The sequence below is a fragment of the Streptomyces sp. NPDC047453 genome (genome assembly GCF_040643155.1).
Lineage (GTDB): Bacteria > Actinomycetota > Actinomycetes > Streptomycetales > Streptomycetaceae > Streptomyces.
Genome location: NZ_JBEYTS010000026.1, coordinates 1 through 23,579, shown reverse-complemented (window position 1 = coordinate 23,579; position 23,579 = coordinate 1). Strand labels below are relative to the sequence as shown.

Genomic DNA, 23,579 nt, shown 5'->3' with positions numbered 1-23,579 from the left:
TCTCTGTGGACTCTCTCAGAGGTGTTCGGGTGCATCGATGCCGAGCAGGGACAGGCCACCGGCCAGCACCGTCCCGGCGGCTTCGGCAAGGGCGAGCCGGGCGCGGTGGGCGGCCGAGGGTTTCTCCTCCCCGCGCGGCAGCACGGTCGCGAGGAAGGGCAGCACGGCATCGGCAACGCTGACGAGGTGCCGGGCGAGAACGTCGGGAGCGCGGTGGTCCGCGGCGCGGGACAGCACGCGAGGATGGTCGGCGAGCAGGGCGACCAGCTCGGACGGGACCACGTCGACGGGCCCCGCCTCGGCGCCGAAGCCCAGGTCGGCCGCGTTGCGGCCGAGGGCCCGGGTACGGGCGTGGGCGTACCGGACGCGGAAGAGCGGGTTGCTCTCGCGCTGGACGAGATGCTCGTCGCCGATACGGGGCCGGTCGTGACCGGCGGGGAGCAACAGGGCCCAGCGGGCGGCGTCGCGGGCGAGAGGGAGGGGGTCGGCGGGGGCGGGGACGGGCCGGATGTCGACACCGGGGCGCGCGTCACCGGGGGCATCGACATGGACGCCGAGGATCCGCTGCCAGTCGGCGGGGAGAGCACTCGCGCAGCTGACCCTTCCCTCGCTCCCCTGGGACCGGAGAAGCCGGGCCACGGCATCCGCGACGACGACGGCACGGACCTCGCCAGGACAGCGCAGCTCGACGACGGTCCCGGTCGGCCGCGGGGCGTACCCGTACCGCTCGCCGGACCGCCGAATGCCGTCCACCAGCCGGACGAGGGCGGCATCCGCGTCGCCATCGCGGAGGCTGATGTTGAGGAACCCGGGCCCGGTGACGGTGACGTCGTCGATGCCGTCGAGGCCGAGCAGATGGCCCCGGAGCACCTGGGCGACGAGCGGGGCGGGCCGCCCGGCGGGCCGGGCGAGCTGGAGGGCGATGTTGGTGGCGTAGTCGCCACAACCGCCGGGCCGAGGCGGCGTGACCACGACCCGCTCGGGCACGCCGACGCTCAGCTCCCCCACGTCGACAGCGCGACGAACCGCGCTCAGCACGGTACGGGAGAGCTCCACGGGGGTCACGGGACAAGCGTAGGGGAGGAGGGGGGTGGGTATGCGAACTCATTTGGGCGCGGTATCGCCATGTGGACGGAAACCGAAGGATCCACGGGGCCGTGGAGCGCCCGAGTCCGGGCCTGCCGGCCTGGGCGAAGACGTCGATCAGCTGGGGCAGCGGCGAATGCCCCGCCCACTTGCCGATACCCACGAACCGATCAACCGCTGCTGCGCCCGGCGGGCTCGGCCTCCCCGGCCCCACGGGCCCCACCGTCGATCAACCGCCGCACGAGCCGCACGAGCTCCGCCGGCTCGAAGGGCTTGGCGAGGAAGGCGTCGACACCGACGTCGAGCCCGGCCTCGACCTCGTACTGCGAACAGGCGCTGACGATGGCAAGCGGAAGCTCACGGGTGAGCGGATCGGCCCGCAGCCGGGCCGCGGTCCGCAGCCCGTCCAGCCGCGGCATGACGACATCGAGCGTGACGACATCGGGCTGCACCCGATGCACGACATCCAGACACTCGGCACCATCGGCTGCGGTCACGACCTCGAGCCCCTCAAGCTCAAGATTGACCCTGATCAGCTGCCGGATGACCTTGTTGTCGTCCACAACAAGCACCCGACCCGAAGCGGCTGGCACCACTCGAGAGTAGGTCCGGACCGGCCACCGCGTCCGGCTTTTCCCCACTTCCACCCCGTCCGGAGGACCCACCCCGGGGCCCCACCGGAAAACGTTCATGACCACCCTCCCGGAACTGGTAGTGTTCTACCCGTCGCCGCGCAGACAACGCGCCCGACCCGCCCCCGTAGCTCAGGGGATAGAGCAACGGCCTCCGGAGCCGTGTGCGCAGGTTCGAATCCTGCCGGGGGCACCCTTCATGAGGTGCCCAAAGACCCCGTCACCAGCGGAAACGCTGAGGCCGGGGTCTTCTTGTATGCGCAGGCGTATGCAGCGCTGAGCGGCCCTAGGACGCCGTCTGTGGACTATTCGTGGACAGGATCTTGGAGCGTCTGCCCAGGTCAGCCGTCGAATGCGGAAGACCGTTAACCGGCGTCCGTCCATTCCGGCAGCTCTGGCGACTCCGGATCCTCCTGCCGCTTCGCACCCCGCGCGTTCTCGTCTCGCAGTGCCGTCAGCCATGGCCAAAGATCCGGCAGCGGTTGCTTCGAGCAGGCAAGCCGGTGTTCGATACGACACCGCTGATACGGATCTGGCGGGCATACCCCGTAGACCGTTACCCGCCCGTCAGACAGCTCGATCCACCGATGCTCCGCCGGCACCGTATGGGCCAGTGGAGCCATGTCCGGCTCCAACAGCACCCAATCATGCTCAAGCGTCGCCACCCGCTCCCCCACCAGCCCGCAGTACGGACAGCGGGACTGCCCACCACCGAGCCGACGCGGTTCCTCTTCGAAAACCCCCATACCGCGAGAGTCGCCATCCCAATGGCACATGCGTAGACCGCGAACCGGACGGGACACCTGGGGCACTCGTCCACCAATGAAACGGAAGACGACGCGGCAGGTGCAACCAGCAACCAACGGCCGACGACGCGCGGCTGAGACACGACGAAGCCCCCGGCCAGGGCGGCTGGGGGCTGACGCCTGTGCACGTGATCACTCGTATTCGCGCAACAGCTCCTCGATCTTGCGGTTGGCGATCTCCTGCCGTCCGTCGATGCACTTGGCGTAGCGGCTCAGCAGGACCTCAACGCTGTTGCCCGCGCGTTCGGCCACCTCTGTGGGGTCCACACCGGAGTTGAGCCACGTCGACAGCGCCGAATGCCGGAGGTCGTACGGCCGGGCAGCGAGCGGCGAAGCGACCGCAGTTGGCGAGAGCGCCAGTGCCCGAGCCTCCTGCCAGACGCGGTAGTACGTCGAGGAGCCGACCACTCCCCCGCGTTCGTTAGTGAACAAGCGCCCGTCCTCCGCGGTGCCGAAGGTGTCGAGGTGCTGCCGGAGGATGGCGACGAGCTGAGGCGGGATCGGTACGAGCCGGACCTCTTCGGCCGGCCGGTTCTTCAGGCCGCGGTCGTCGTGGGTCTCGCCGGAGTCCGTCCACTGCTTGCCGACACTAGGACGCGTCCGGTTCAGCAGGGCCGTCCCCCAGCCGGTCTTCGGCAGCTTCAGGTCTGCTTTGGTGAGTCCGACAGCCTCAGCGGGACGTAGGGCGCCGTAATACATGCAGGCGAACAAGCCGACGAGTCGACGACCACGTGCCCGGCCGTACCCGCCGACGTACGAGACCGCAGTCAGTAGGGACCGAGCCTGCTCCGGATTGGCGACTACCCGGGGATCGACTTCCCCGGCTACCTTCGGCTTCTTCCAGCGGATAACAGTGATCGGGTTTTCTTTGAACTCCCCGAGATCCACCGCATAGTGCAATGCGTTCACGAGAGTCCGACGCTTGCGCTGAACGGTCTCCGCGGCCGCCGCCGTCCCGTCGAGCTTCAGTTTGAGCGAGTCCAGGACTGCCCTGCCGATCGCAGCGTCGCCGAGGTCAGACAGAGGGCGTGAAGCCTTGGTCACCCAATGCAGGGTGTTCGCGATCTCGGTCGGTAATTCGCGATCACTGGGGCCGGGCAGGACAAAGGCCCAGTTACGCAGCGCCTTCCTGAGTAGATCATCGGACGGCCGCCCCGGACGGTCGTCGAGAAGAGCCATGGTCACGGTGGTCAGCGACTCATTGATCCCGTTGCGCGTGTTCGGCGCGGCGTGCGGCCACTTCATGGCGAGGTACTTCAGAGCGAAGGCGTACCAGGTCGTCGAAGGCTCCTTCTCGACCATCGAGTCAGGCAGTCCCGTGACGGTGTCGAACTCTTCACCATCGCGGGTGGCTCGAAGGAGCTTGGCCCGGTAGTGGTCCGCAAGCCCCTTGGTACGGAACTGTTCGGAGAACACGTTGCCGGCGACCGTCCACCTGACGTCATAAGACGACTTCTTGGTGTTTCTCTTCCGGACTCCCCAAACCTTCACATCAAGAGACTTCATGCTGCGGCCCGCTCTCGGGCATTCAGCCATGCGTTGAAGTCGCTGCGCCACACGCGCAGTTCTCCGTTGGGCAACTTGAAGGCCTGCGGTGCCTCCCCCAACTCGCGCCAGCGATAGAAGGTCCGACGTGAGATGCCCTTGAGTTCAGCGCAGACCTCCCAAACGGTCATCAGCTCGTCTTTCATGTCAATGCTCCTTCCTGGCTGAGTTGGTCACGTAGGGCTTCGCGCGCGATCTCGCGGTTGAGTTGGAGATCACGAGCGATGGTGGCGGCGAGGGCGGACTCGCCGGGGGTGTGGCCGTGTCCGGCGTACTGCCAGTCGGCGAGGACCAGGACGGTGTCGGGGTCGCGATCGTCGAGGCCGAGGGCGGCGTGTTCCTGGGTGGCGCGGTAGTCGGCGCGGGCCTGGCGGAGGGCGCCGAGGGTGGTGGAGTAGCGGCGGGACTTGGAGGAGAAGTGGCCGCGGAAGCCGAGCATGTGAGCCCAGGCCCACAGGCGCCGGCCCGGGTACAGCTCGTCGAGGTCGCGGCATGCGGTGATGAGGCGGCGGGCGTGGTCGGGGACGCCGTGGCGGTCAAGGTCGGCGAGTTCGCCGATACGCCGGTCGAGGGTGCCGGTGTTCTCGGCGGCTTTGGTGGCGTACTTGGCGACGTAGGAGGCGACGGCCTGTTCGGTCAAGTCAGAGCCGTCCCCGAACGCATTCACCGGCCGCACGTCGAGCTGTCGCCCCCACTGGAAGGTGCGGGCGGGTTGGTCGCCCGCGGCGGGCACGGTCACGCTGCTGTAGCCGTGGCGAGCAGCGGCGTGGATCGCCTCGGTGAGCAGGGTGATGGTGGCCCAGGAGGGCGGCGGGGAGTCCGGGCCGTCCGGTCCGTCGATGCGGATTACGGCGTGGAAGTGGACGGCACCGCGCTTTTGGAACTCGGCGACCTTGCCGTACGAGACGCGGCAGTTCTCTTTCAGTTCGCGTTGGGTGAGGCCGGCGCGGGCGGCGATCTCGCGGCGGAGCCGGTTGGCGAAGCGCACCCACAACTCACCGGCGTGGTTGTTGAACAGGACCGCGCCCGCGTAGTCGTAGGTGGCCGGGTCGAGGGCGGTGCCCAGTTCCGGGGCGTCCGCGGCGTGACGGGTGCCGCAGCGGCAGGCGCCACGGTCGGGACGGTTGTGGACCGGACCGAACGAGGGCGCGGTGAGGGTGGCGAACACGCGTGGGTGGTCGCGGACGGTGGCGGGAATGTCGCGGCGGCCGTCGCCCGCGAGCCCTGCGCGGATGAGGTGGTAGGTGTCGCCCGCGTAGATCCAGGCGCAGGACGGGCAGCGGGAGGCGCGGCGGTTGCCGCAGGCGACCCGGAGCCGTCCGCCCGGCTCGTTCTCGGTGGTGTAGTAGTGCAGGGTCTCGCCGGTGGTCTTGTCTTTGTGCAGGACCCAGCCGGTCAGATGAATGGGGTCGGCGCAGCCGCCGGTGCGGCGGATCTGGTCTTCCCAGCGGTGGTAGTCGGAGGCCGAGGCCACCCTCAGCAGGTCGCCGAGGGTGGTCGGGTCGAGCAGGGCGTCAGGCACGGGCGCCCTCCCGGTCGCGGCGGGCGGGGACGGTGCCGGTGCCGTGGCAGGCCGGGCAGTGTGCGGTGATGGTGCGCAGGTGGCCGCGCGGGTCCCGGCCGCCGAGGGTGATGGCGGCGGAGGCGAAGCCGTCGCAGGCCGGGCAGATCCTCGGTGCGGGCGGGGTGTGCTGGGTCATGATGGTGGTTCCTTTCGATTGCGGTTGGAAGGAACGGCCCCGGGTGGCGGCGTGCTTGGCGGCTTGTGCGCCACCCGGCGGCCGGTCAGCGAGAGACGTGCGAGCCTCGGCGGCCACGGCCCTTGGCCGCGTACATGGCCGCATCGGCGGCGGCGAGGGCATCGGTCAGGGCGGGCACCGGCAGTTCGGCGACGAGGCAGGCGCCGACCGAGGCGGCCAACGGCAGCGACGCGCCGTCGTAGTCCAGCGGCCGGTGAAGTGCCGCGGTGAGCGCGTCGAGGTCGGCGGCGGCCAGGTCCTGGACGACAGCGACGAATTCGTCTCCGCCCAGGCGTCCGACGGTGCCGTGGCGTCCGCACCAGGCGCGCAGCCGGTGAGCGGTGGCGACGAGGGCGGCGTCCCCGGCGGCGTGGCCGTGGGTGTCGTTGAGGGTCTTGAAGTGGTCGAGGTCGACCAGGAGGACGGCGGCTTGCGGGTGCCGGCGGATGAGATGTTCGGCGCGGGCGGTCCATCCGGCGCGGGTGTGCAGGCCGGTGAGCGGGTCGCGGCGGGCGGAGGCGAGGCGGCGGGTGAGGATGCCTCCGTGCACGGCCCAGCCCAGTAACGGCGCGAGACTCGCAGCGAGCTGCATGTCCATGGGTGTTCTCCCTTGCGATGGCGGTTGGAGGGAACGGCCCCGGGTGGCGGCGTGCTTGGCGGCTTGTGCGCCACCCGGTGGCCGTTCAGCGGCGATGCTGGGCGGAGGCGAGCGAGCGGACGACCAGGGCGCAGACGGCGACCGAGGCGCCGGTGATGGCGACCGCGAGGAGCATGGAGACCAGGACGGCGCCGACGACCAGGACGACGGCGGTGCCGCCGCCGACCAGGGCCAGCGCGGTGCCGGGCGTGAGCTGGACCGTGGGCCGGGTCGAGGTCGGGACCGGGGCGACGGGTGCCGGCGGCGGGGCCGGGGTACCCGGGGTGATGGCGGTCGGCTCGACGACGACCGCGGGCGGGGTGACCGTGCCGGTGGGTTGGGGCATGGTCGGGAGCTTGGGCCGGAACATGAGCGGATCTCCTTTCGCGGCTTTACTTGACGGCGGTGTCGATGACCGGGGCGAAGAGGCTGTCGGCGAGGAGGTAGCCACCGAGGAGCAGGACGGCGACGAGCCACCAGGGCGGGCGGATGAGCTTGACGCCGAGGACTCCGACGCAGAGCAGGGCGAACCAGAGCGGGACCTGCATGGCGCTGGCCTCCTAGCGGACCTTGCAGCGGTGGGTGCGGGCGGCGAGCTGGGCAGCGGAGGCGCTGGTGTAGTCGGCGGACCAGCCGCAGCCGTCGGAGCTGCACACGGCGGCGTGCTTGGTGGTGCCGTGGCGGTCGCGGTGGGTGCCGATCTGCACGGGGCCGATCCGCATCACGGAGTGGAAGAAGTCGCGGGCGGGCATGTCAGTCGGTCTCCTCTCGGGTCAGGCGAGTTGGGCGGCGACGGCATCGGCCAGGTGCGGCGGGACGCCGAGACGGGCGCGCAGGGTGTCGGTGTCGATCCGGGAGCCGGTGCGGGCGTGGTGGTCGTCGGCGACCTTGCGGGCGTGGTCGACCAGCGCGGCCGGGACCGGCACGGCCGGGGGCGGTTCTGGGGTGGGCAGGGCCGGGGGTTCCTCGGGCGCGGGGACCGCGACGGGTTCGGGCGCCGGGTCCGGCTCGGCGACGGCGGCCGGTTCGGGCTCCAGCTCAGGCACGGGGTCCGGGTCCGGGGTGGCGGGTGCCGGCGGGGCCGAGGAGTGGTGCGCGGGTGAGTGGGCCAGCAGGGTGCCGCCGAGGAAGGCGAGGGCGGGCCATCCGGCGACGCCGAGGCGGAGCAGGGCGGGCGGGTGGTCCAGGTCGAGGAACCCGGCGGTGGCCACGTTCGCGCCGAGCGAGGCGACCAGGGCGATCAGGAACCAGCACCAGGCCAGCCGGGACGGACCGTCGGAGCGGAGCCGACGCCAGGCGGCGACCAGGAGCAGGTCGACGCTGACCGGGTAGGCCCACGCCTTCCAGCCGGTCTGTCCGGCTGCGGCGGCCAGGTCGTGCAGGTGGGCGAAGGACAGGGCACCGGCGATGACGGCCTGGACCAGGACGGCGTCAATGCGCAGTCGAGACGGCATGGCCATCACCGCATCCGGGGGCGGCCGTTGGCTTCGGCGATGGCCGCCAGGACCAGGTCGAGGTTGGCTGTGTCCAGGCCGCTGACTGCGTCCCCGAGCGGGATACGGGCGGCGGGGTGGGCGAGGGAGGCGGCCAGAGCGAGGACGCGCAGCTCCCCACCGGAGGCAGGCAACTCCTTCGCGTCCAGGGCTTCAACGACCTTGACCCAGTCGACTCCGTACGGCTCGGGGGCGGAGCCGGAGTAGTCGATGAGCAGCAGCCCGGGCCGTTCGGCCAGACGCTTGATCCACAGGCTGTGGACGACCAGGAGGCCGATCGCGGCCCGCAGGGCGGGAACGCCGTCCGCCGTGGCCTTCAAGGTGTCGGCCAGCTGGTCAGCGTCGATCGTGACGGCGCCGTTGTCGGTGTCGTGCCAGGGGCAGTCGCGTTCGTCGTGGTCGACGCCGGTTTCCTCGCCGTTGACGTCGCCGCAGTACTCGCAGAACATCATGGCTCCCTTCGGAATCAGGCATGGAGGGGGTAGGGACGTGGCGCGGTGTGGTCGCGCCGACCGTGGAGCGGGGAGGGATCAGGCGGCGGCCGGGGCGGACTCAACGGCTGGGGCCGGAACGGGCTTGAGGGTGCCGAGCGCGGGCCGGAACGACGCGAGGGCGGGCAGGTCCGGGGTCAGGTCGGCGTGCCGGTTGCAGATGTTCACGGCTTGGCGCAGTGAGGTGTGCGGGGCGCGGATGCGGGTCCATCCGCCGGTGGAGTCGCCGGTGATGGCGACGCCGGGGGTGTCGGTGGGGATCTGGATCGCGGCCAGCACGGCGTCCGGGGCGATGTCGCCGAAGGCCATGTTCGCCGAGGCTTCGTCGTTGACCCGGTGCGCGGTGCGGCCGGTGAGCTGGGCGCGGAGCATGGTGATGCCCTTGCCGAGTTCGGAGCCGAAGCGCTGCCCGCAGACCTCCAGATAGATGCCGGCGGCGCGGCCGAGCTGGGCGAGCCGGGCCAGGGCGGTGATGATCCGGTCCCGCCGCTTCTCCTCCTCCTTGCTGGCGAAGAGGGCGAGTTCGGCGACCTCGTCGACCAGGACCACGACCGGCACCGGCCGCAACTCTTCGCGCAGGTCCCAGATGTCGGCGGCGATCTCCGCATCCGGCACGTCAGCGGTGATCCGCTGCTCAGCGCGGATGAGCTGATACACGTCCTGCATGTGGGACACCAGCGCATCGAGGACTTCGGCGGCGGTGTCGGGGTTGTCAGCGAGCGCGGAGAACCGGCGGGCCAGCGGGAACAGCTCCACCCCCTGCTTGCAGTCGATGCCGACCAAGGCGACCCGGTGCGGGGCGAGCCCGGCCACGAGGTTGCGCTGATAGACGGACTTGCCGGACTCCGTGGCGCCGAGGGTGAGCGCGTGCGGCACGGCGCGGTAGTCGCGGTAGTGCACGGCCCCGTCCTCGCGCAGGGCCACCGGGACCCGCATCGGCCGGGTGTCAACCAACGTCGGCATCTGCACCCGCTTGAGCACGTCATAGCCGGTCATCCGCACCTCGACCACGCCCGAGCGCAGCTCACGGGAGGTGACGCCGTACATCCCGAAGGAGTGCCGCAACCGGTCACATGAGGCCGCCACGTCGAAGGCGTCCTGACCGGGGCGGAGCCCCAGCCGCAGGACCAGGCCGGTCCGGGTCGGCCGCACCCGCAGGATGCGCGGGGCACGCGGAGCGGGGACGGGCCGGTTGGTCATCCGCGCCACCGTGAGGCGCCAGCGGGGGGCCGGGACCGTCAGGCCGCAGGCATCCATGACCGAGCCGTACCGGACCAGGACCCGTAAGGCCGCGAGGGTGACTCCGAGGGTCAGCCAGTACCAGGCGGGGCGCCGCCACCGCAGGAGACCCGCAGCGGCGACGACCAGCACCAGGGCGACGAACAGCCACGTCATGGCTCAGGCCGCCTTCGGTTCCGACACGCCGGCGGCGAGCGAGGTCACCGCGACCGCGCGGAAGGCGATCCCGTGCCGCTTCTGGCCGTTGAACTCGTTCTCCCACGCCGAGGCGACCAGGCCGGTCAGGGCGACCGGGGTGCCCATGGTCAGGTCCTCGGAGACGCCGGGCTGCGGGACGGTGAGCTTGAGGATCTCGACCTCGTCGGGCGTGGAGAACATGACCTCCACGACCATCAGGGTGACGCCGTCCTTGTCGGTGGCGATCTCACCGGTACGGCGGTCCTTGACCTTGGGCTGCGGAGCCTTGGCGACCATCACGGTCGCGTTGGTGGTGTCGACGGGAATCTGACGCATGAGTTGCGCTCCTAGAGTCGGATGAAACTTGACGTACTTAGTACGTCATGCTGGTTCGAGATTGCACCTGTACTACTTGGCGTGTCAAGTGGGTGGTCCTCGACTGCTGTCCGAGGGGTGTGCTGCACTAGGTACGACAACCACGGAGAGGGGCTATGGCCGACTTCACTGCCGGGCGGGCCGCGTACTTGCAGATTGCCGACGAGTTCAAGCGCAAGATCCGAGACGGGGAACTCGCGCCGGGGGACAAACTGCCCTCAGAGGCAAAGCTGATGACCGAGCACGGCGTGTCCCGCACCGTGGCCCGGCAGGCGATCTCTCGACTCCGCGAGGACGGCTACGCGATCTCCCACCAGGGCAAGGGCAGCTTTGCCGCTCTGCCCAGCGAGGGCGCCTCGGCGAAGCGGAGCCCGGAGTTCGAGCAGATCACCGAGTACCTGTCGGAGGTTCGCCGGGACGTGCGCCGCCTCGCCGAACGGATGGACCAGCTTGAGGAACTGGTGCGGCAGCAGGCCGGAGGACAGTGACCAACGCGTCCATGCGGCGCGCCAGTTCGGCCGCCTCATCGCCAAGCTCCCTTACCTGGTTGATCAGTTCCAGCCGTTCCACCGGGGTCAGTGCCATCGCGGCCCCCTCGTTGCACTCTCGGTCTGACAGCTCGTCGGGTTGTCAGCAACGCTAGGACCGGTCCAGCTCACCACCCCGGAAAATCTCTCCGGGGTCGCGCGAAGAGACAGGGGGACGCTCTTCCCATGCGAGGAATGACGACGAACCTGACGATCGGTGAGCGAGTCGCTTGGTACCGCCGCCGACGTGGCATGTCCCAGGAAGTTCTGGCCGGTCTGGTGGGCCGTACGGTCGACTGGTTGAGCAAGGCCGAGAACAACCGGCTGGAGCTGGACCGGCTATCGGTCATCAAATCCCTGGCCGACGCACTGGACGTGACCCTTGGCGACCTGATCGCCGAGCCGACCCTGATGGAGTGGACCGCCGACAGCGGGACCCGCACGGTGCCAGCGCTTCGGTCGGCGCTGATGAACTACCGTCAGCTCACCCCGCTTCTGGGCGTGACCACCGAGGGTGAGCCGACACCCCTCATTGAGCTGAAGAACAGCGTGGCTGAAGTCTGGGACGCCTACCAGGATTCCCGGTACGGGTTCGCGACCCGGCGTCTTCCTCTCGTATTGGCGGACGCGCTCATTACGGCCCAGGCGCAGGCAGGCCAGGACCGCGAGCGCGCGCACGAGCTGATGGCGATGACCTACCAGGGCACTGCCATGGTGTTGACCAAGGTCGGTGAAACCGACCTCGCATGGATCGCGGCGGATCGCGGATTGGCCGCAGCTCAGCAGTCCGACAACATGGCCGTTACCGGATCGCTCTTCCGTTCCGTGGCTCACTGCCTCCTGTCCAACGGCCGCTTCGATGCCGCCGTGCAACTGGTCAGCGACGCAGCCGACTACCTTCGCCCAGCGCTCAGGGGCGCCAGCGCGGAGTTCCTGTCGATCTACGGAACGCTCTTCCTCGCAGGATCGATGGCCGCCGCGCGCGCCGACGACCGCGCCACGACTCGCGCATTCCTCGCCGAGGCGGACCAGGCAGCACAGCGGCTTGGACGGGATGCCAACCACATGTGGACCGCGTTCGGGCCGACGAACGTCGCCATCCACCGGGTCGCCACGGCGGCGGAGCTGGGAGACATGCAGGTGGCCATGGATCTTGGCCCGCAGATCGACACCAGTGGCCTGCCCATCGAGCGGCGGACGCGCCACAACCTCGAAGTGGCCCGAGCCCTCAGCGCGCACAACCGGCTCGACGACGCCCTGTCGATGATCCTTGAAGCGGAACAGTGGGCACCGGAGCAGGTCCGCAGTCACTACCTCGCTAGGGAGCTTGTCCTTACCTGGGTGCGGAACCAGCGAGGCCGACCGAGCCGGCCCCTGGCGGAGCTTGCCGACCGGCTGCATGTCGTCTGAGGTAGGTACGCTCGACCACATGGCAGCGAGCGAGCACGAAGCGAAGATGGCGCATCCGCGCATGGCCGCGGGTGCGCTTTTCTTTGATGCCGACGGGCGGGTCCTCATGGTGCAGCCCACCTACAAGGACTACTGGGACATCCCCGGCGGCTACGTCGAGGTGGGGGAATCGCCGCTCCAGGCCGCCGTCCGCGAGGTGAGGGAGGAGCTGGGCATCACTCCTCCACTGGTGCGCTTGCTGGCCGTCGACTGGGCGCCAAACGACGCCGAGGGCGACAAGGTGCTGTACCTCTTCGATGGCGGGCAGCTCACGCCGGAGGCTCAGGCTGGAGTGACCTTGCAGGCGGACGAGCTGAAGAGCTTCGCGTTCGTGACCCCCGACGAGGTGGCCGAGCGGACGATCCCCCGCCTGGCTCGACGGATCCTTGCCGCCATCGAGGCCCGATCATCAGGAGCCGCACCGATCTATCTCGAGCATGGCCAGCAGCCGAACGGCGTTGCCGCATAGCGGTACGGAGGAGGCCGACACGGCCTGAGCCTGGCGCGGTGGAAGTTTCTCTACGTTCATCAAGGCTCGCTCCGCTCGCTAGCCGGGAGGCCAACGGCGCTCGATGATCTCCGCCTACCCGACCGCCGCAGACTCCGCCCAGGCGCATCAACGGCCGCTTCCGGCCCACATGCCACCGCCACCAAGATCCGGCCTCGGAAGGGGAGAACCACCACAGCAGCCAGCCCCAAGCACCGGTCCGGGACCACCTGCCCCCTTCCACCCGACTGCCTGACAGGTCAGGTCGATCCTGGATCGATGGCCGCGCACAGCGCGGCGGCGACGGGCGGCCGCCGCCCCGCTGCCTCCATGTCTCCGCCACCGGCTGCGTCGCGCCGTCCGCCCGTCGCCACTCGCAGCGGCCAAAACACAGCACGGGCCCGGGGCACGAGGCGATCCCAACAGTGCAGGTCAAAGAGGCTTTGTGTCACCGCAGGAGGCCGGATCGTGGTGCCGATGGCACGCGGTCCGACGCTGGCCGATGCGCTAGCGTTCGCACGGCCCGCTGATCCCGCCGGACAACAGGCCGGACGGCGGGCGCAGCCTGGTGAGTGGAGAACACCCTCTGTGGCTGGGGCGGCCGGCTCCACGACTTTAGCCAGCCACTTTGGCGCGAGCCTCGAAGATCATGGCCCCAACGTCGTGCTTTACGGGGCAGGTCCACAGACTGCCCGACGCGCGGAAGCTTACGGGGCCATGATCACTCGCGCCAAAGCAGCTCCCGGCCAAAGTCGCTACGCCGACCGCGTATTTCCGCACCTCAGCCAGGTGGGTGCCGAAATTTCACTTTGGACGCCGATGCTTTGGGTCGGCAATCGATCACTGGTCGGCACGGATTCCTCAATGTGCAGCTGCTGTTTCCTGGAGGGCCCTTTGGACCGCGGACTCTACTGCGCCCTTGTCACCGAAGAACTCGACATCAGCTACGCTGCCAAGCTCACTGAGGAGTTCGCTCGGCCAGTCTGACCGCTTGCCATCCAAAGCGGCGACTCGGCTCCGAGTCGGCACGTCAGCCCAGCTGAACAAGTAGTAGCAGTGCTCGGCAGCCTGGTCCTTGTCCTTGGCACTGAGGGCTTGCACGTACGCGGCCGCGGTGGGCGTCTCAATAGCGACCGTTACAGCACGCTCGCGTCCGGAACGCAACCGCAAAAAAGCGTTCCGCTCGACCTTCCAGTCACGCCGAGCTACCGACTGCACACGCTCAACAACTTGGTCCGCGAACCGCACAGGAGCGCGTCGAATCGCGAGCCAGCGAAGCTGCTCAACCCGGATGCTCGCTTGCGCGACGGCGAGCATCATCGTGCCCAGGTCTTCGAGGGGCCCGAAGGTTGCAATCTCATCCTCCTCGCCTCCCACATTGGCGAGGCCAGCCACCCGGACAGTGGTCGCGATAGCCTCAGCTGCCCGGCCGGCGTCTGTATTGACATCCGCGAGAAGCAGCCGTTCGTAAGCGGAGGCTTGGTCGGACACGCGGACGCCTGTGCCCAAGGGCTCCACGAGGAGACGGACACTGTCACCGTCGCTGTAGGTGAGGGGCAGGTCCGCAAGGAGGCCGTCGCCATACTCGTGGATCACGATCCGGTCGTTGATCGCACGCAAGAACGCCGCAACGACACTGTTCCGATCCATGTCATGCCCTCCTTCCCGGCTCGGTCCAGACGTAGTCTTCCCCGAGACGTATCTCGCACTCGCCGGCGAACGCTTCAAGGATGGCACGGTAGGTACCCGGAGCGACCCGCGGCGCCAGTGGGACTGTCGGAATGTCTTTAGGCTCGTAGGCGTCTTCCTCACTGCCCAGCGGATTGATGACGTGTTTATGAGTTCCGTCATACGGAGGATGCGGATCGTTGACGCATAGCCGACGCACTGAGGCTCCCCCGATGAGGTACTGGTAACGCGGTTGCGAAGGCGCTGGCCAGCGGATGTGGATCCGGACAACCCCTTCCTCCAGTCCTGGAAGAACGGTCCGGACCCTTAGCAATCCCTCGGTCACTGATCGTCTGGGCTTCCAAGTGATCTGGCCGAACGTGGTCGCCATTGAACTCTTCGAAAGCAGCAGGCCGACCGACTGCTGCGTCAGCAGCGGCGAAGACTGTCGCGACAACGTGCCCCCCTTCACGACGCGCGCACAGACTACGCCGCATCGTTGACGACCGCACCGGCTCTTGAATCCAGACGTGTCACCTCCAGCCCGTGGTGAGGACGCCGGAAGGGCCCGCCGCCTGGAGAGCCTGGGCGTGTAGCTGCGCGACCGACACGGACTCGCTTCGCAGGGACAGCCGCCACGCATCGTCACCTCGTGCACACCCGAAGCGAGGCAGTAAAGTGCAAAGAAGGTGGCGGGAGAGGCGCGCTCCAGCGCGTCGGCGAGAGCGATGGGGGTAGGGCGCGTTGGCGACCACGACGGTGCATGACGTGCTAAAGGCGATCCGTGACGGCTCGACCGGGAACCGGGACCGGGGCACCCGCTTCGAGGAGTTCATGGTCCAGTACTTGAGCACTGATCCGCAGTGGACCGAGCAGTTCAGCCGCGTCTGGATGTGGGCCGACTGGCCGGGGGCCGAGCACGACAAGCGGGACACGGGCATCGACTTGGTCGCGCAGGACCGGGAGACGGGTGGCTTTTGTGCCATCCAGTGCAAGTTCTACGAGCCGCACCACACGATCCGCAAGGAGGATATCGACTCCTTCTTCACGGCCTCCGGTAAGGGCGCCTTCACCCGCCGGATGATCATCTCCACCACCGAGAAGTGGAGTGATCACGCCGAGTCGGCCTTGGACGATCAGCAGATCCCCGTCACTCGACTCGGGCTGTCCGACATCGCGAGCAGCCCGGTGGAGTGGCGCATGCCCACTCCAGGCCTGCACGTCGAGTTCGAGATGACGCTGCGGGAGAAGAAGAAGCCGCGCCCGCACCAGCGTGATGCGATCGGCGACGTCTTCGCCGGTTTCGGCGAACACGACCGCGGCAAGCTCATCATGGCCTGCGGCACTGGCAAGACCTTCACCAGCCTGAAAATCGCTGAGCGCCTCCAACGCGAACGTGCCGAGGCAGGGCAGGGCCACCACACCACCGTCCTATTCCTGGTGCCCTCCATCGCCCTCCTCTCGCAGACGCTGCGCGAGTGGTCGTACGAGGCCGAGGTACCGCTGCGTGCCTTCGCTGTCTGCTCGGACACCAAGGTTGGCAAGCAGAAGGCCCAGGGCGACGACAAGGACATGGCCACCCATGACCTGGCCCTGCCCGCCACCACCGACCCGGACCGACTGGTCACGCAGATGGCCAGTGTCGAGGCCACGCCGGGTCTGACGGTCGTGTTCTCCACCTACCAGTCGATCGCGACCGTGGCCGCCGCCCAGCAGCAAGGGCTGGCGCGGTTCGACCTGATCCTGTGCGACGAGGCCCACCGCACCACCGGCGTCACCCTGCCCGGCTACGACGAGTCCGCGTTCGTCCGGGTCCACGACGACAGCTTCATCGGCGCGGACCGCCGCCTGTACATGACCGCCACCCCGCGCGTGTACAGCGACGACACCAAGCAGGACGCCAAGGGCGCAGACGCGGGCGTTGCCTCCATGGACGATGAGTCGAAGTACGGCCTTGAGTTCCACCGCCTCGGCTTCGGTAAAGCCGTGGAGCAGGGCCTGCTCACCGACTACAAGGTCCTCATCCTCACCGTGGACGAGGGCGTGGTCGCCAAGACCCTCCAGGAAGGGTTCGCCGGCGGCGCCTCCGAGCTGAACCTCGATGACGCTGCAAAGATCATCGGCTGCTGGAACGCGATGGCCAAGCGCACCGGTACCTTCACCGATGGCTCCGGCTTTGGTGAGGACGAGGCCCCGATGAAGCGCGCTGTAGCCTTTGCTCGCTCCATCAACGACTCCAAGAAGATCGCCACCCACTTCAACGAGATCGTTGACGCCTACGACGACGGCGACGACGAGGTGCTTCGCTGCGACGTGGACCACGTCGACGGCAACTTCAACACCCTCCAGCGCAACCGGCTCCTCGACTGGCTCAAGCAGGACCCGGGGCCGACGAACGCCCGCATCTTGTCCAACGTCCGCTGCCTGTCAGAGGGTGTCGACGTGCCGAGCCTGGACGCGGTGTTGTTCCTGCATCCACGCAACTCCGTGGTCGACGTAGTCCAGTCGGTCGGTCGTGTGATGCGGGTTGCGTCGGGCAAGAACTACGGCTACATCATCCTGCCGGTCGCCGTCCCGGCGGGGATGCCGCCGGAGCAGGCGCTCGCCAAGAACGAACGCTTCAAGACCGTATGGCAGGTCCTCCAGGCACTGCGTGCCCACGACGACCGCTTCAACGCGACCGTCAACCAGATCAAGCTGAACAACAAGGCTCCCGAGAACATCGGCGTGGGCCACATCGGGCCGGGTGACGAGACCGTCGGTGACCAGGACGGCTCCAGCACTCCCGACCACGCAACCCAGGAAGCCAAGAGCGCCCAGCAGATTCAAGAGGCCCTGTTCAGGGTCGAAGACTGGCGTGACGCGATCTACGCTCGCATCGTGGACAAGGTCGGCGAGCGCAAGTACCTGGAGGACTGGGCCAAGGACATCGCCGAGATCGCCCAGGCTCACGTCACACGGATCAAGGCCGCCCTCGCCCTCCCCGACAAGCGGGCCGCGTTCGAGCAGTTCCTTGCCGAACTGCGTACGACCATAAACCCTGGTGTCACCGAACCCGACGCCATCGACATGCTCGCCCAGCACATCGTCACCAAACCTGTCTTCGACGCGCTGTTCAGCAGCTACGCCTTCGCCGAGCACAACCCGGTGTCCCAGGCCATGCAGCGGATGCTCGACGTCCTGGACGACCAGGGCCTGGAGACCGAAGCCAGGACCCTGGAGGACTTCTACCGGTCAGTGCGGGTGCGTGCCAAGGGCGTCGACAACCACGAGGGTCGTCAGCAGTTCATCGTCGAGCTCTACGACAAGTTCTTCAAGAAAGCCACGAAAAAGGCAGCCGACGCGCTTGGCATCGTCTACACCCCGGTCGAGGTCGTCGACTTCATCATCCGCTCCACCGAGCAGGCGCTGACCAAGCACTTCGGACGGTCGCTCTCGGACCAGAAGGTCCACGTCATCGACCCGTTCGTCGGCACCGGCACGTTCCCCGTGCGACTGCTCCAGTCCGGCCTGATCAAGCCAGAGGATCTGCTGCGCAAGTACACCAGCGAACTGCACGCCAACGAAATCGTGCTGCTGGCGTACTACATCGCGGCCGTCAACATCGAGGCGGCCTTCCACGATCTGACCGGCGGCGAGTACCAGCCGTTCGAGGGCATCGTCCTAACCGACACATTCCAACTCGCCGAAGGAACGGCCAAGCTCGACGGCATGGACGTACTGGAGGGCAACAGCGAGCGGGCCAGGAAACAGCGCACGCAGCCCATCACCGTCGTGATCGGCAACCCGCCCTACTCAGTGGGACAGGACAGCGTCAACGACAACAACCAGAACCTCAAGTACGAGGTGCTAGACGCCCGCATCGCCGAGACGTATGTGGCCGAGTCCGCGGTCGGTAACAAGAACAAGCTGTACGACTCCTACATCCGAGCCATCCGCTGGGCATCGGACCGCATCACGAGCGAAGGCATCGTCGCATTTGTCTCCAACGGCGGCTACATCGACGGGACCAGCGCAGACGGTCTGCGCAAGTCTCTAGTCAACGAGTTCGATGCGATCTACTGCTACAACCTGCGAGGCAACGCGCGGACCGCCGGGGAGCAGCGGAAGAAGGAAGCGGGTAACGTCTTCGAGTCGGGCAGCCGCAACACCGTCGCCATCCTGATTCTCGTCAAGGGCAGCAAGACGGGCACCCCCGGAGCGGGCTGCGAACTGCACTACCGCGACATCGGCGACTATCTCACCCGTGAGGGTAAGTTGAGCACGCTCCGCACCCAGAGCCTGGAAACCGTGGAGTGGAAGAAGATCGCGCCGAACGCCGAGGGCGATTGGATCAACCAGCGAGACGAGAGTTACGCCGCATTCCAGGCGATCGGTGACAAGGACAAGATCCTCGCCAGCCAGTGTGTCTTCGCGCTCTACTCCAGCGGTCTCAACTCAGCCCGCGACGCCTGGGTCTACAACTTCTCCGAGGAGAAGGTCCGCACCGACATGGAGTCGATGATCGACTTCTACAACGACCAGGTGCAGGGATTCCACGCCCACTGCAAGGCCAGCGGAGTCGGCGTGCCCAGCGTCAAGGACGTGGAGCAGTGGATCGACACTGACCCGAAGAAGATCAGCTGGAACCGCGCCGACAAGACCAGGCTCTCCAAGGGACAAAAGTACGTCTACGACGCCGCCTGCATCGTCACGGCTTCCTACCGACCCTTCACCAAGCAGAAGCTGTACTTTCACTCGCGGCTGAACGACATGACGTATCAGCTGCCTCGGCTCTTCCCGACGGATGAGCATGAGAACTTCGGCTTCTACGCAACGGGCTCGGGCAGCGGGAAGCCCTTCTCTGTGCTCGCAGTCGACCACATCCCTGATCTTGCAACCTGGGGCTCTGGTACGGGTCAGTTCTACCCTCGCTACTCGTACCGGGAACTGGCGGTCGACGGTGGCTTTGACTTCGGGGAGGGCGAAGGTTACGAGCGCGTCGACAACATCACCGACGCCGCACTTGCAGGGTACCGCGACGCCTACAAGGACCCCTCCATTACGAAGGACGACATCTTCTACTACACCTACGCCCTGCTCCACTCTCTGGATTACCGGGCGCAGTTCGCTGCCGACTTGAAGAAGTCCCTGCCCCGCATCCCCAAGGTCCAGGACTTCCACGGCTTCGCCGCGGCCGGCCACTCGCTCGCCAAGCTGCACTTGGACTACGAGCAGGCCGAGCCGTACAAGGGCATCGTCGAGACGGTGACCGGTGACGCGACTGCCACGCCCGCGACCGAGCTGTACCGGGTCACCAAGATGAAGATCCCGAAGGTGAAGGGTCAGGCTGACCGATCCACGATCGTCTACAACACTCGGGTCAAGCTGACCAACATCCCGGAGGAGGCGTACCACTACCAGCTCGGTGCCCGCTCCGCGATCGAGTGGATCATCGAACGCTACCAGGTCAAGGTCGACAAGGCCTCGGAGATCGTCAACGACCCCAACGACTGGTCTGACGACCCGCGCTACATCATCGATCTGCTCAAGCGGATCGTCACAGTCAGCCTGGAGACGATGAAAATCGTGAATGCCCTGCCGCCGTTGGACATCCTCGAGTAGCTGACAAGGGGCGTACCCCTGACGACCAGGGGCCCTGCGACGACCCGGGGACCGTGAGACGTCAGGACGTTGAGGGAGGACGTACCCTCCAACGTGCTAACCCGAGGCGGTCGTCCGCTCCATACGCGGAAGCGACCCCGAGCCCCACACTGACAGCAGCCTGTTCGCCGCAGTCGGCGCGACTATACCGAGACGCTCGTGGTGAGGAAGCCGGCTGAGTTAGTCGGCTACCCTCCGTCCCTCTGCCCGAACTCTTCGAGAGACTACCTTGAAGGACGCTCCACCTCGGTCAGGCGGATTTTCCATCAGGAAGGATCGTCATGGAGAGAAAGGCATCGGCCCGAACTGGGAGCATCGGAGTCACCCAGACTCAATTGGCCGTACAGAGTAAGCTCGATTGGCTTTTCCGCGAACAGCCGAATGATGATTATGGCATCGATGCTCAAGTAGAGGTCGTTGATGGAAAATATGTACGCGGTAGACTTCTTGCCTTGCAGATAAAGAGCGGGGAAAGTTTCTTTCGCGAGCCGACGCCAGGCGGCTGGTGGTTCCGGCCGGAGTCGAAGCACGTCCAGTACTGGATGAACCACTCTCTGCCGGTGGTTGTGATTCTCTACCACCCAGACACTCAAACCTGTCATTGGCAGTTGGCCAGTAGTGAACATCTCATGGAATCGTCCAGAGGTGGATGGAAGCTTCTCGTTCCAAAGCGCCACGTGCTGGATGAAAGTGCATGCCGGCCGCTTGCAAGAGCAGCCCTGGGAAACTCTTATTCTTTGCGAATTCGCGATCTACGGCTTTCGCGTCCATGGATGGAACTACTCGGCAACGGTGAGCGCCTAGTGATCGACATCCAAGAGTGGGTGAACAAAATATCGGGGCGCGGGACGATTTCTTTGGGAATCGACCACAAGGATGGGAATGCACCCGAGTCCATAGCAAGATGGGATGTCTATCTAGGGTCCGAACCCTATAGCGAAGCCGTCCCTCCACTATTCGCCTGGGCCGATGTGACCCTCCACGAGGAGACATATCAAGAGGCCGAATATGACTGGACCCCTGGTCAGCTCGAAGACTTGCGACCCTACGCCAACGCGTGTGGGGAGATCGAATACTGGCGGCTTGAGTTGACACTGAACGACCTTGGGAAGGCATTTCTGCTTGTTGATCAATTCGCAGCTAACGGCTGGGGTCTACTATCGAGACCCTCTGGGTCATCTAAGGAGATATACGGGTTTCCGCTCTGAGATGTGCGCCTGTAGAGCAACCAGCTCGCAGCCACGTTGATCGACTGGTCCGCAGCCCCGGACGTCCTCGAACTAGCTCTCTTTAGCGCTGCCTGGGACCCTGCCCTACAAGCGTCCTCCCAGGCTGTCCTGGGGCCGTGGGGGGCGCTTAACGGTGAGTCGACACAGCACGGTCCTGGCTCACCATTCCCCTAATGATTGATGACCTACGGACTGCGAACAGAATGAAGCTCATGCTTGGCACGCGGAGTAACAAGTCTCCCAGATCACAAACTAAATAGCTTCAGCCCTCCGCGACGCCGATATCTGAGGGCGGGCATCCAATACTCGGACCTCGATTGTGTCATCAGTGTTAAGCGTGCGAAGTTTAGCCTCTAGTTCGACAACGTCTGAGTTTGGGCCAGCGGCACCAGAAAGAATCACCAGAAGCCACCCCCGACCCAGCTTCTTTGATTTCATATAAGTAGGTAGCTGAACCTTTAGGCCCCTTTCTACCCCGGAGAGATCCCCCCTGTACACTTTGAACTCTATTCCGTGCCGCTCACCGAGCCCAGACACAGTGAAATCTACCGGGCCGAGTCCGGTTTCCGTTTCGCGATCTACTAGGATCTGCTCCACAGCATGCCTAGCGATGATGTCAAAGAGGACCTGGCAACTCCTCTCGTCGACTGCACCGCCTGCGCCGACAAGGCTCCACCCTCGGCAAAGGCGAAGAGCGTCCTCATAGACAGTGATCAATCTTTCGACGAATGCAGTCAGATTGCCGAATTCGACTTCAGGAAATCCTGCTCGAATCAGATGACCGGTCATCCTGAATCCGCTGCTGGAGTCCACCAACTCTGGGAAGAGATTCTTATGCCCCACCGCATAGGCGTCGAATCCACCGGACGCCTCAACCCGGCCCAGCAGAAACGTATTCTCCACATAACCTTTAAGATTTACCCATGACGTGGTGGTGAGCATAGAATCTGCTCTCAATGATGCCCGCAGCGTAACGCCCAACCGAGGGTGCACGATCTCCACGGAACCGGTTCGGCGATCTTTATTCCAGTCGAAACGCGCCGGACCTGAGTAGTGAAACCAAGTCCCTGGCGTTACAGAGCCACTCTCGGCAAGACTCTCGATCTGGCGGACGCCAATCAAAAAAGACACGGCATTTTCAGCGATTTCAGATTTGTAGGCGCCGGCGAGATGCTGCTGAGCTCCCCACGCCCACATCTGCGAAAAACTGTTGATCATACCGTGAGGAAACGCTCGCGCCAGCGCGTTCTCACGTGCGTACAGGATATCCAGGTCCACCAGGCCCCCCAAATAGTGCCATTCATCGGATTCGAGGCTGCCCCTCAAACACCGGACCGGCCAACGAAGACGTTTATCGGTCTTCGCGTTCATGCTGCTCCTGGCCATCGTCAACTATTCGCTCAGACGCGAGCAGAACTTCTCGGCCGCCTTCCCTCAGTCATCGGCCGCCGACGGCTGGCTCCCCCTCAGACCAACAGCCCTTACCGCTGCCCAACCTCGCCCCGCCACTAGGCCCTGAACTTACGGTCCAGCCTGCTCGGCAGCAGCGGCACGCGGACACACCGCCCTGCGAAGGGCAGGTTCGAGGGACGCAGGCACCCCCTCCACCAGGGTTAGTGCAGGTGCAGCACCCAGGCGAACAGACAGTCGCTGCCGAGCAGTTGATCTCATGGGTCGACGATAGCTCCCGAATTAACACTTCACCCTCAATTTCCCCACCGTCGTCCCTGGTCACGTGAAAGGTCCGTGCGGATCGATCTCGTCGGCCGACCGCTGGGCGCTCGCGGAACACGTCGATGTCCAAGATCCTTGAGCCCGCTTTCCTCATTTTTGACCGAGCGGCACGCTGACTTCAGAAGGGCTTGCCATCAGGTGGCGACAGCGACGCCAGCATCCAGAGGGCCAGTGGTTGAATCGCTTTTGCCGGACTGCGGACTATACGTGGACGGCGAAGGCTCGCCAGCAGCCCTACGGACCTCTGACCAGCGCGGATGGAGAATTCACAAGGGGCCTCCGGAGCCGTGTGCGCAGGTTCGAATCCTGCCGGGGGCACTTCGCCTCAACCAGCACGATCATGCGGTTGACCAGCGCAGATGCCTAACGCGAAGAGCGGGACCCAGTCTCACTGGGTCCCGCTCTTTGTCGTTGATGCGCACTGATCGCGAGTGAGTGGCGATTGAGCCGTCCGCAGCGTCCCTAAGCGGCAAGACGATCCCGCCAGCGACCGCCCTCGGTAAACAGAAACAACCCGTTTGAGCTAACCTCGATTCGTCAGCGGGTTTCGGTCGCTGATCGGTGCGGCTGTTCGCCCGTAATGTCCTCTGCCGTTGGAGGACGGGCCGTCGCGTGACGCCGC

Annotated in this window: 22 protein-coding genes and 1 tRNA gene; 6 read left to right on the top strand and 17 right to left on the bottom strand. The window is 66.3% G+C overall.

Annotated features, from left to right (window positions below):
* Positions 1–15: 15 nt before the first annotated feature.
* Together nrtL and ABZ818_RS22570 are read right to left on the bottom strand one after the other, a co-directional pair.
* Complete coding sequence (gene nrtL / locus ABZ818_RS22575) at positions 16–1,065, bottom strand: ArgS-related anticodon-binding protein NrtL (RefSeq protein WP_361417329.1); 1,050 nt, start codon at positions 1,063–1,065, stop codon at positions 16–18.
* Between the two features lie 191 nt (positions 1,066–1,256).
* Positions 1,257–1,778 carry a response regulator gene (locus ABZ818_RS22570; protein WP_361417326.1) on the bottom strand — a complete coding sequence of 174 codons (522 nt, stop codon included), beginning with the start codon at positions 1,776–1,778 and terminating at the stop codon, positions 1,257–1,259.
* Between the two features lie 61 nt (positions 1,779–1,839).
* Between ABZ818_RS22570 and ABZ818_RS22565 the strand changes: the two genes are divergently transcribed.
* A tRNA-Arg gene (locus tag ABZ818_RS22565) sits at positions 1,840–1,911 on the top strand.
* A 172-nt stretch (positions 1,912–2,083) separates the two neighbouring features.
* On the opposite strand, the gene ABZ818_RS22560 is transcribed toward ABZ818_RS22565, so the two are convergent.
* The 13 genes from ABZ818_RS22560 to ABZ818_RS22500 all read right to left on the bottom strand — a co-directional run bounded on the left by ABZ818_RS22560 (position 2,084) and on the right by ABZ818_RS22500 (position 10,181).
* Positions 2,084–2,464 (bottom strand): DUF6083 domain-containing protein, encoded by a 381-nt coding sequence (locus tag ABZ818_RS22560; protein WP_361417323.1) that lies wholly within the window; start codon positions 2,462–2,464, stop codon positions 2,084–2,086.
* Positions 2,465–2,656: 192 nt separating this feature from the next.
* Entirely contained in the window at positions 2,657–4,030 is a 1,374-nt protein-coding gene (locus ABZ818_RS22555; RefSeq protein WP_361417320.1) for a tyrosine-type recombinase/integrase, read from the bottom strand.
* Positions 4,027–4,215, bottom strand: coding sequence for a helix-turn-helix domain-containing protein (locus ABZ818_RS22550; RefSeq protein ID WP_361417317.1), 189 nt, complete (start codon positions 4,213–4,215; stop codon positions 4,027–4,029). The genes ABZ818_RS22555 and ABZ818_RS22550 overlap by 4 nt, the downstream gene beginning before the upstream one ends.
* Positions 4,212–5,591 (bottom strand): replication initiator protein RepSA, encoded by a 1,380-nt coding sequence (gene repSA, locus ABZ818_RS22545; protein WP_361417314.1) that lies wholly within the window; start codon positions 5,589–5,591, stop codon positions 4,212–4,214. Before repSA ends, ABZ818_RS22550 begins: the two co-directional genes overlap by 4 nt.
* Positions 5,584–5,769: a hypothetical protein gene (locus ABZ818_RS22540; protein WP_361417311.1), complete on the bottom strand. Its 186-nt coding sequence runs from the start codon at positions 5,767–5,769 to the stop codon at positions 5,584–5,586. The genes repSA and ABZ818_RS22540 overlap by 8 nt, the downstream gene beginning before the upstream one ends.
* 85 nt (positions 5,770–5,854) lie before the next feature.
* On the bottom strand, positions 5,855–6,406 hold the full coding sequence (locus tag ABZ818_RS22535) for a GGDEF domain-containing protein (protein WP_361417308.1): 552 nt from the start codon (positions 6,404–6,406) through the stop codon (positions 5,855–5,857).
* Positions 6,407–6,491: 85 nt separating this feature from the next.
* Positions 6,492–6,815 (bottom strand): SpdD-like protein, encoded by a 324-nt coding sequence (locus tag ABZ818_RS22530; protein ID WP_361417305.1) that lies wholly within the window; start codon positions 6,813–6,815, stop codon positions 6,492–6,494.
* 22 nt (positions 6,816–6,837) lie between these two features.
* Positions 6,838–6,993, bottom strand: a complete 156-nt coding sequence (locus tag ABZ818_RS22525; protein WP_361417302.1) for a hypothetical protein — start codon at positions 6,991–6,993, stop codon at positions 6,838–6,840.
* A gap of 12 nt (positions 6,994–7,005) precedes the next feature.
* On the bottom strand, positions 7,006–7,197 hold the full coding sequence (locus ABZ818_RS22520; protein ID WP_361417299.1) for a mobile element transfer protein: 192 nt from the start codon (positions 7,195–7,197) through the stop codon (positions 7,006–7,008).
* 21 nt (positions 7,198–7,218) lie between these two features.
* Entirely contained in the window at positions 7,219–7,905 is a 687-nt protein-coding gene (locus ABZ818_RS22515) for a DUF2637 domain-containing protein (protein ID WP_361417296.1), read from the bottom strand.
* A complete protein-coding gene (locus tag ABZ818_RS22510) occupies positions 7,905–8,390 on the bottom strand; it encodes a hypothetical protein (RefSeq protein WP_361417293.1) in 486 nt (161 codons plus the stop codon). Before ABZ818_RS22510 ends, ABZ818_RS22515 begins: the two co-directional genes overlap by 1 nt.
* Before the next feature lie 78 nt (positions 8,391–8,468).
* The gene (locus tag ABZ818_RS22505) at positions 8,469–9,824 is read right to left on the bottom strand and encodes an FtsK/SpoIIIE domain-containing protein (RefSeq protein WP_361417290.1); all 1,356 of its coding nucleotides are present in this window, start codon (positions 9,822–9,824) and stop codon (positions 8,469–8,471) included.
* Positions 9,825–9,827: 3 nt separating this feature from the next.
* Positions 9,828–10,181, bottom strand: coding sequence for a hypothetical protein (locus tag ABZ818_RS22500; RefSeq protein ID WP_361417287.1), 354 nt, complete (start codon positions 10,179–10,181; stop codon positions 9,828–9,830).
* A 155-nt stretch (positions 10,182–10,336) separates the two neighbouring features.
* Here ABZ818_RS22500 and ABZ818_RS22495 point away from each other — a divergent pair, with 155 nt between their 5' ends.
* The 3 genes from ABZ818_RS22495 to ABZ818_RS22485 all read left to right on the top strand — a co-directional run bounded on the left by ABZ818_RS22495 (position 10,337) and on the right by ABZ818_RS22485 (position 12,665).
* Positions 10,337–10,708 (top strand): GntR family transcriptional regulator, encoded by a 372-nt coding sequence (locus tag ABZ818_RS22495; protein ID WP_361417284.1) that lies wholly within the window; start codon positions 10,337–10,339, stop codon positions 10,706–10,708.
* A gap of 234 nt (positions 10,709–10,942) precedes the next feature.
* The gene (locus ABZ818_RS22490) at positions 10,943–12,157 is read left to right on the top strand and encodes a helix-turn-helix transcriptional regulator (RefSeq protein WP_361417281.1); all 1,215 of its coding nucleotides are present in this window, start codon (positions 10,943–10,945) and stop codon (positions 12,155–12,157) included.
* A gap of 19 nt (positions 12,158–12,176) precedes the next feature.
* Positions 12,177–12,665 carry an NUDIX hydrolase gene (locus ABZ818_RS22485; protein WP_361417278.1) on the top strand — a complete coding sequence of 163 codons (489 nt, stop codon included), beginning with the start codon at positions 12,177–12,179 and terminating at the stop codon, positions 12,663–12,665.
* An 879-nt stretch (positions 12,666–13,544) separates the two neighbouring features.
* Here ABZ818_RS22485 and ABZ818_RS22480 read toward each other — a convergent pair.
* Positions 13,545–14,333, bottom strand: a complete 789-nt coding sequence (locus ABZ818_RS22480) for a hypothetical protein (protein WP_361417275.1) — start codon at positions 14,331–14,333, stop codon at positions 13,545–13,547.
* Positions 14,334–15,119: 786 nt separating this feature from the next.
* On the opposite strand from ABZ818_RS22480, the gene ABZ818_RS22475 reads away from it, so the two are divergent.
* Positions 15,120–19,955 carry a type ISP restriction/modification enzyme gene (locus ABZ818_RS22475; protein WP_361417272.1) on the top strand — a complete coding sequence of 1,612 codons (4,836 nt, stop codon included), beginning with the start codon at positions 15,120–15,122 and terminating at the stop codon, positions 19,953–19,955.
* 320 nt (positions 19,956–20,275) lie between these two features.
* Positions 20,276–21,202 (top strand): DUF4365 domain-containing protein, encoded by a 927-nt coding sequence (locus ABZ818_RS22470; RefSeq protein WP_361417269.1) that lies wholly within the window; start codon positions 20,276–20,278, stop codon positions 21,200–21,202.
* A 273-nt stretch (positions 21,203–21,475) separates the two neighbouring features.
* On the opposite strand, the gene ABZ818_RS22465 is transcribed toward ABZ818_RS22470, so the two are convergent.
* On the bottom strand, positions 21,476–22,594 hold the full coding sequence (locus ABZ818_RS22465; protein ID WP_361417266.1) for a hypothetical protein: 1,119 nt from the start codon (positions 22,592–22,594) through the stop codon (positions 21,476–21,478).
* Positions 22,595–23,579 lie beyond the last annotated feature (985 nt).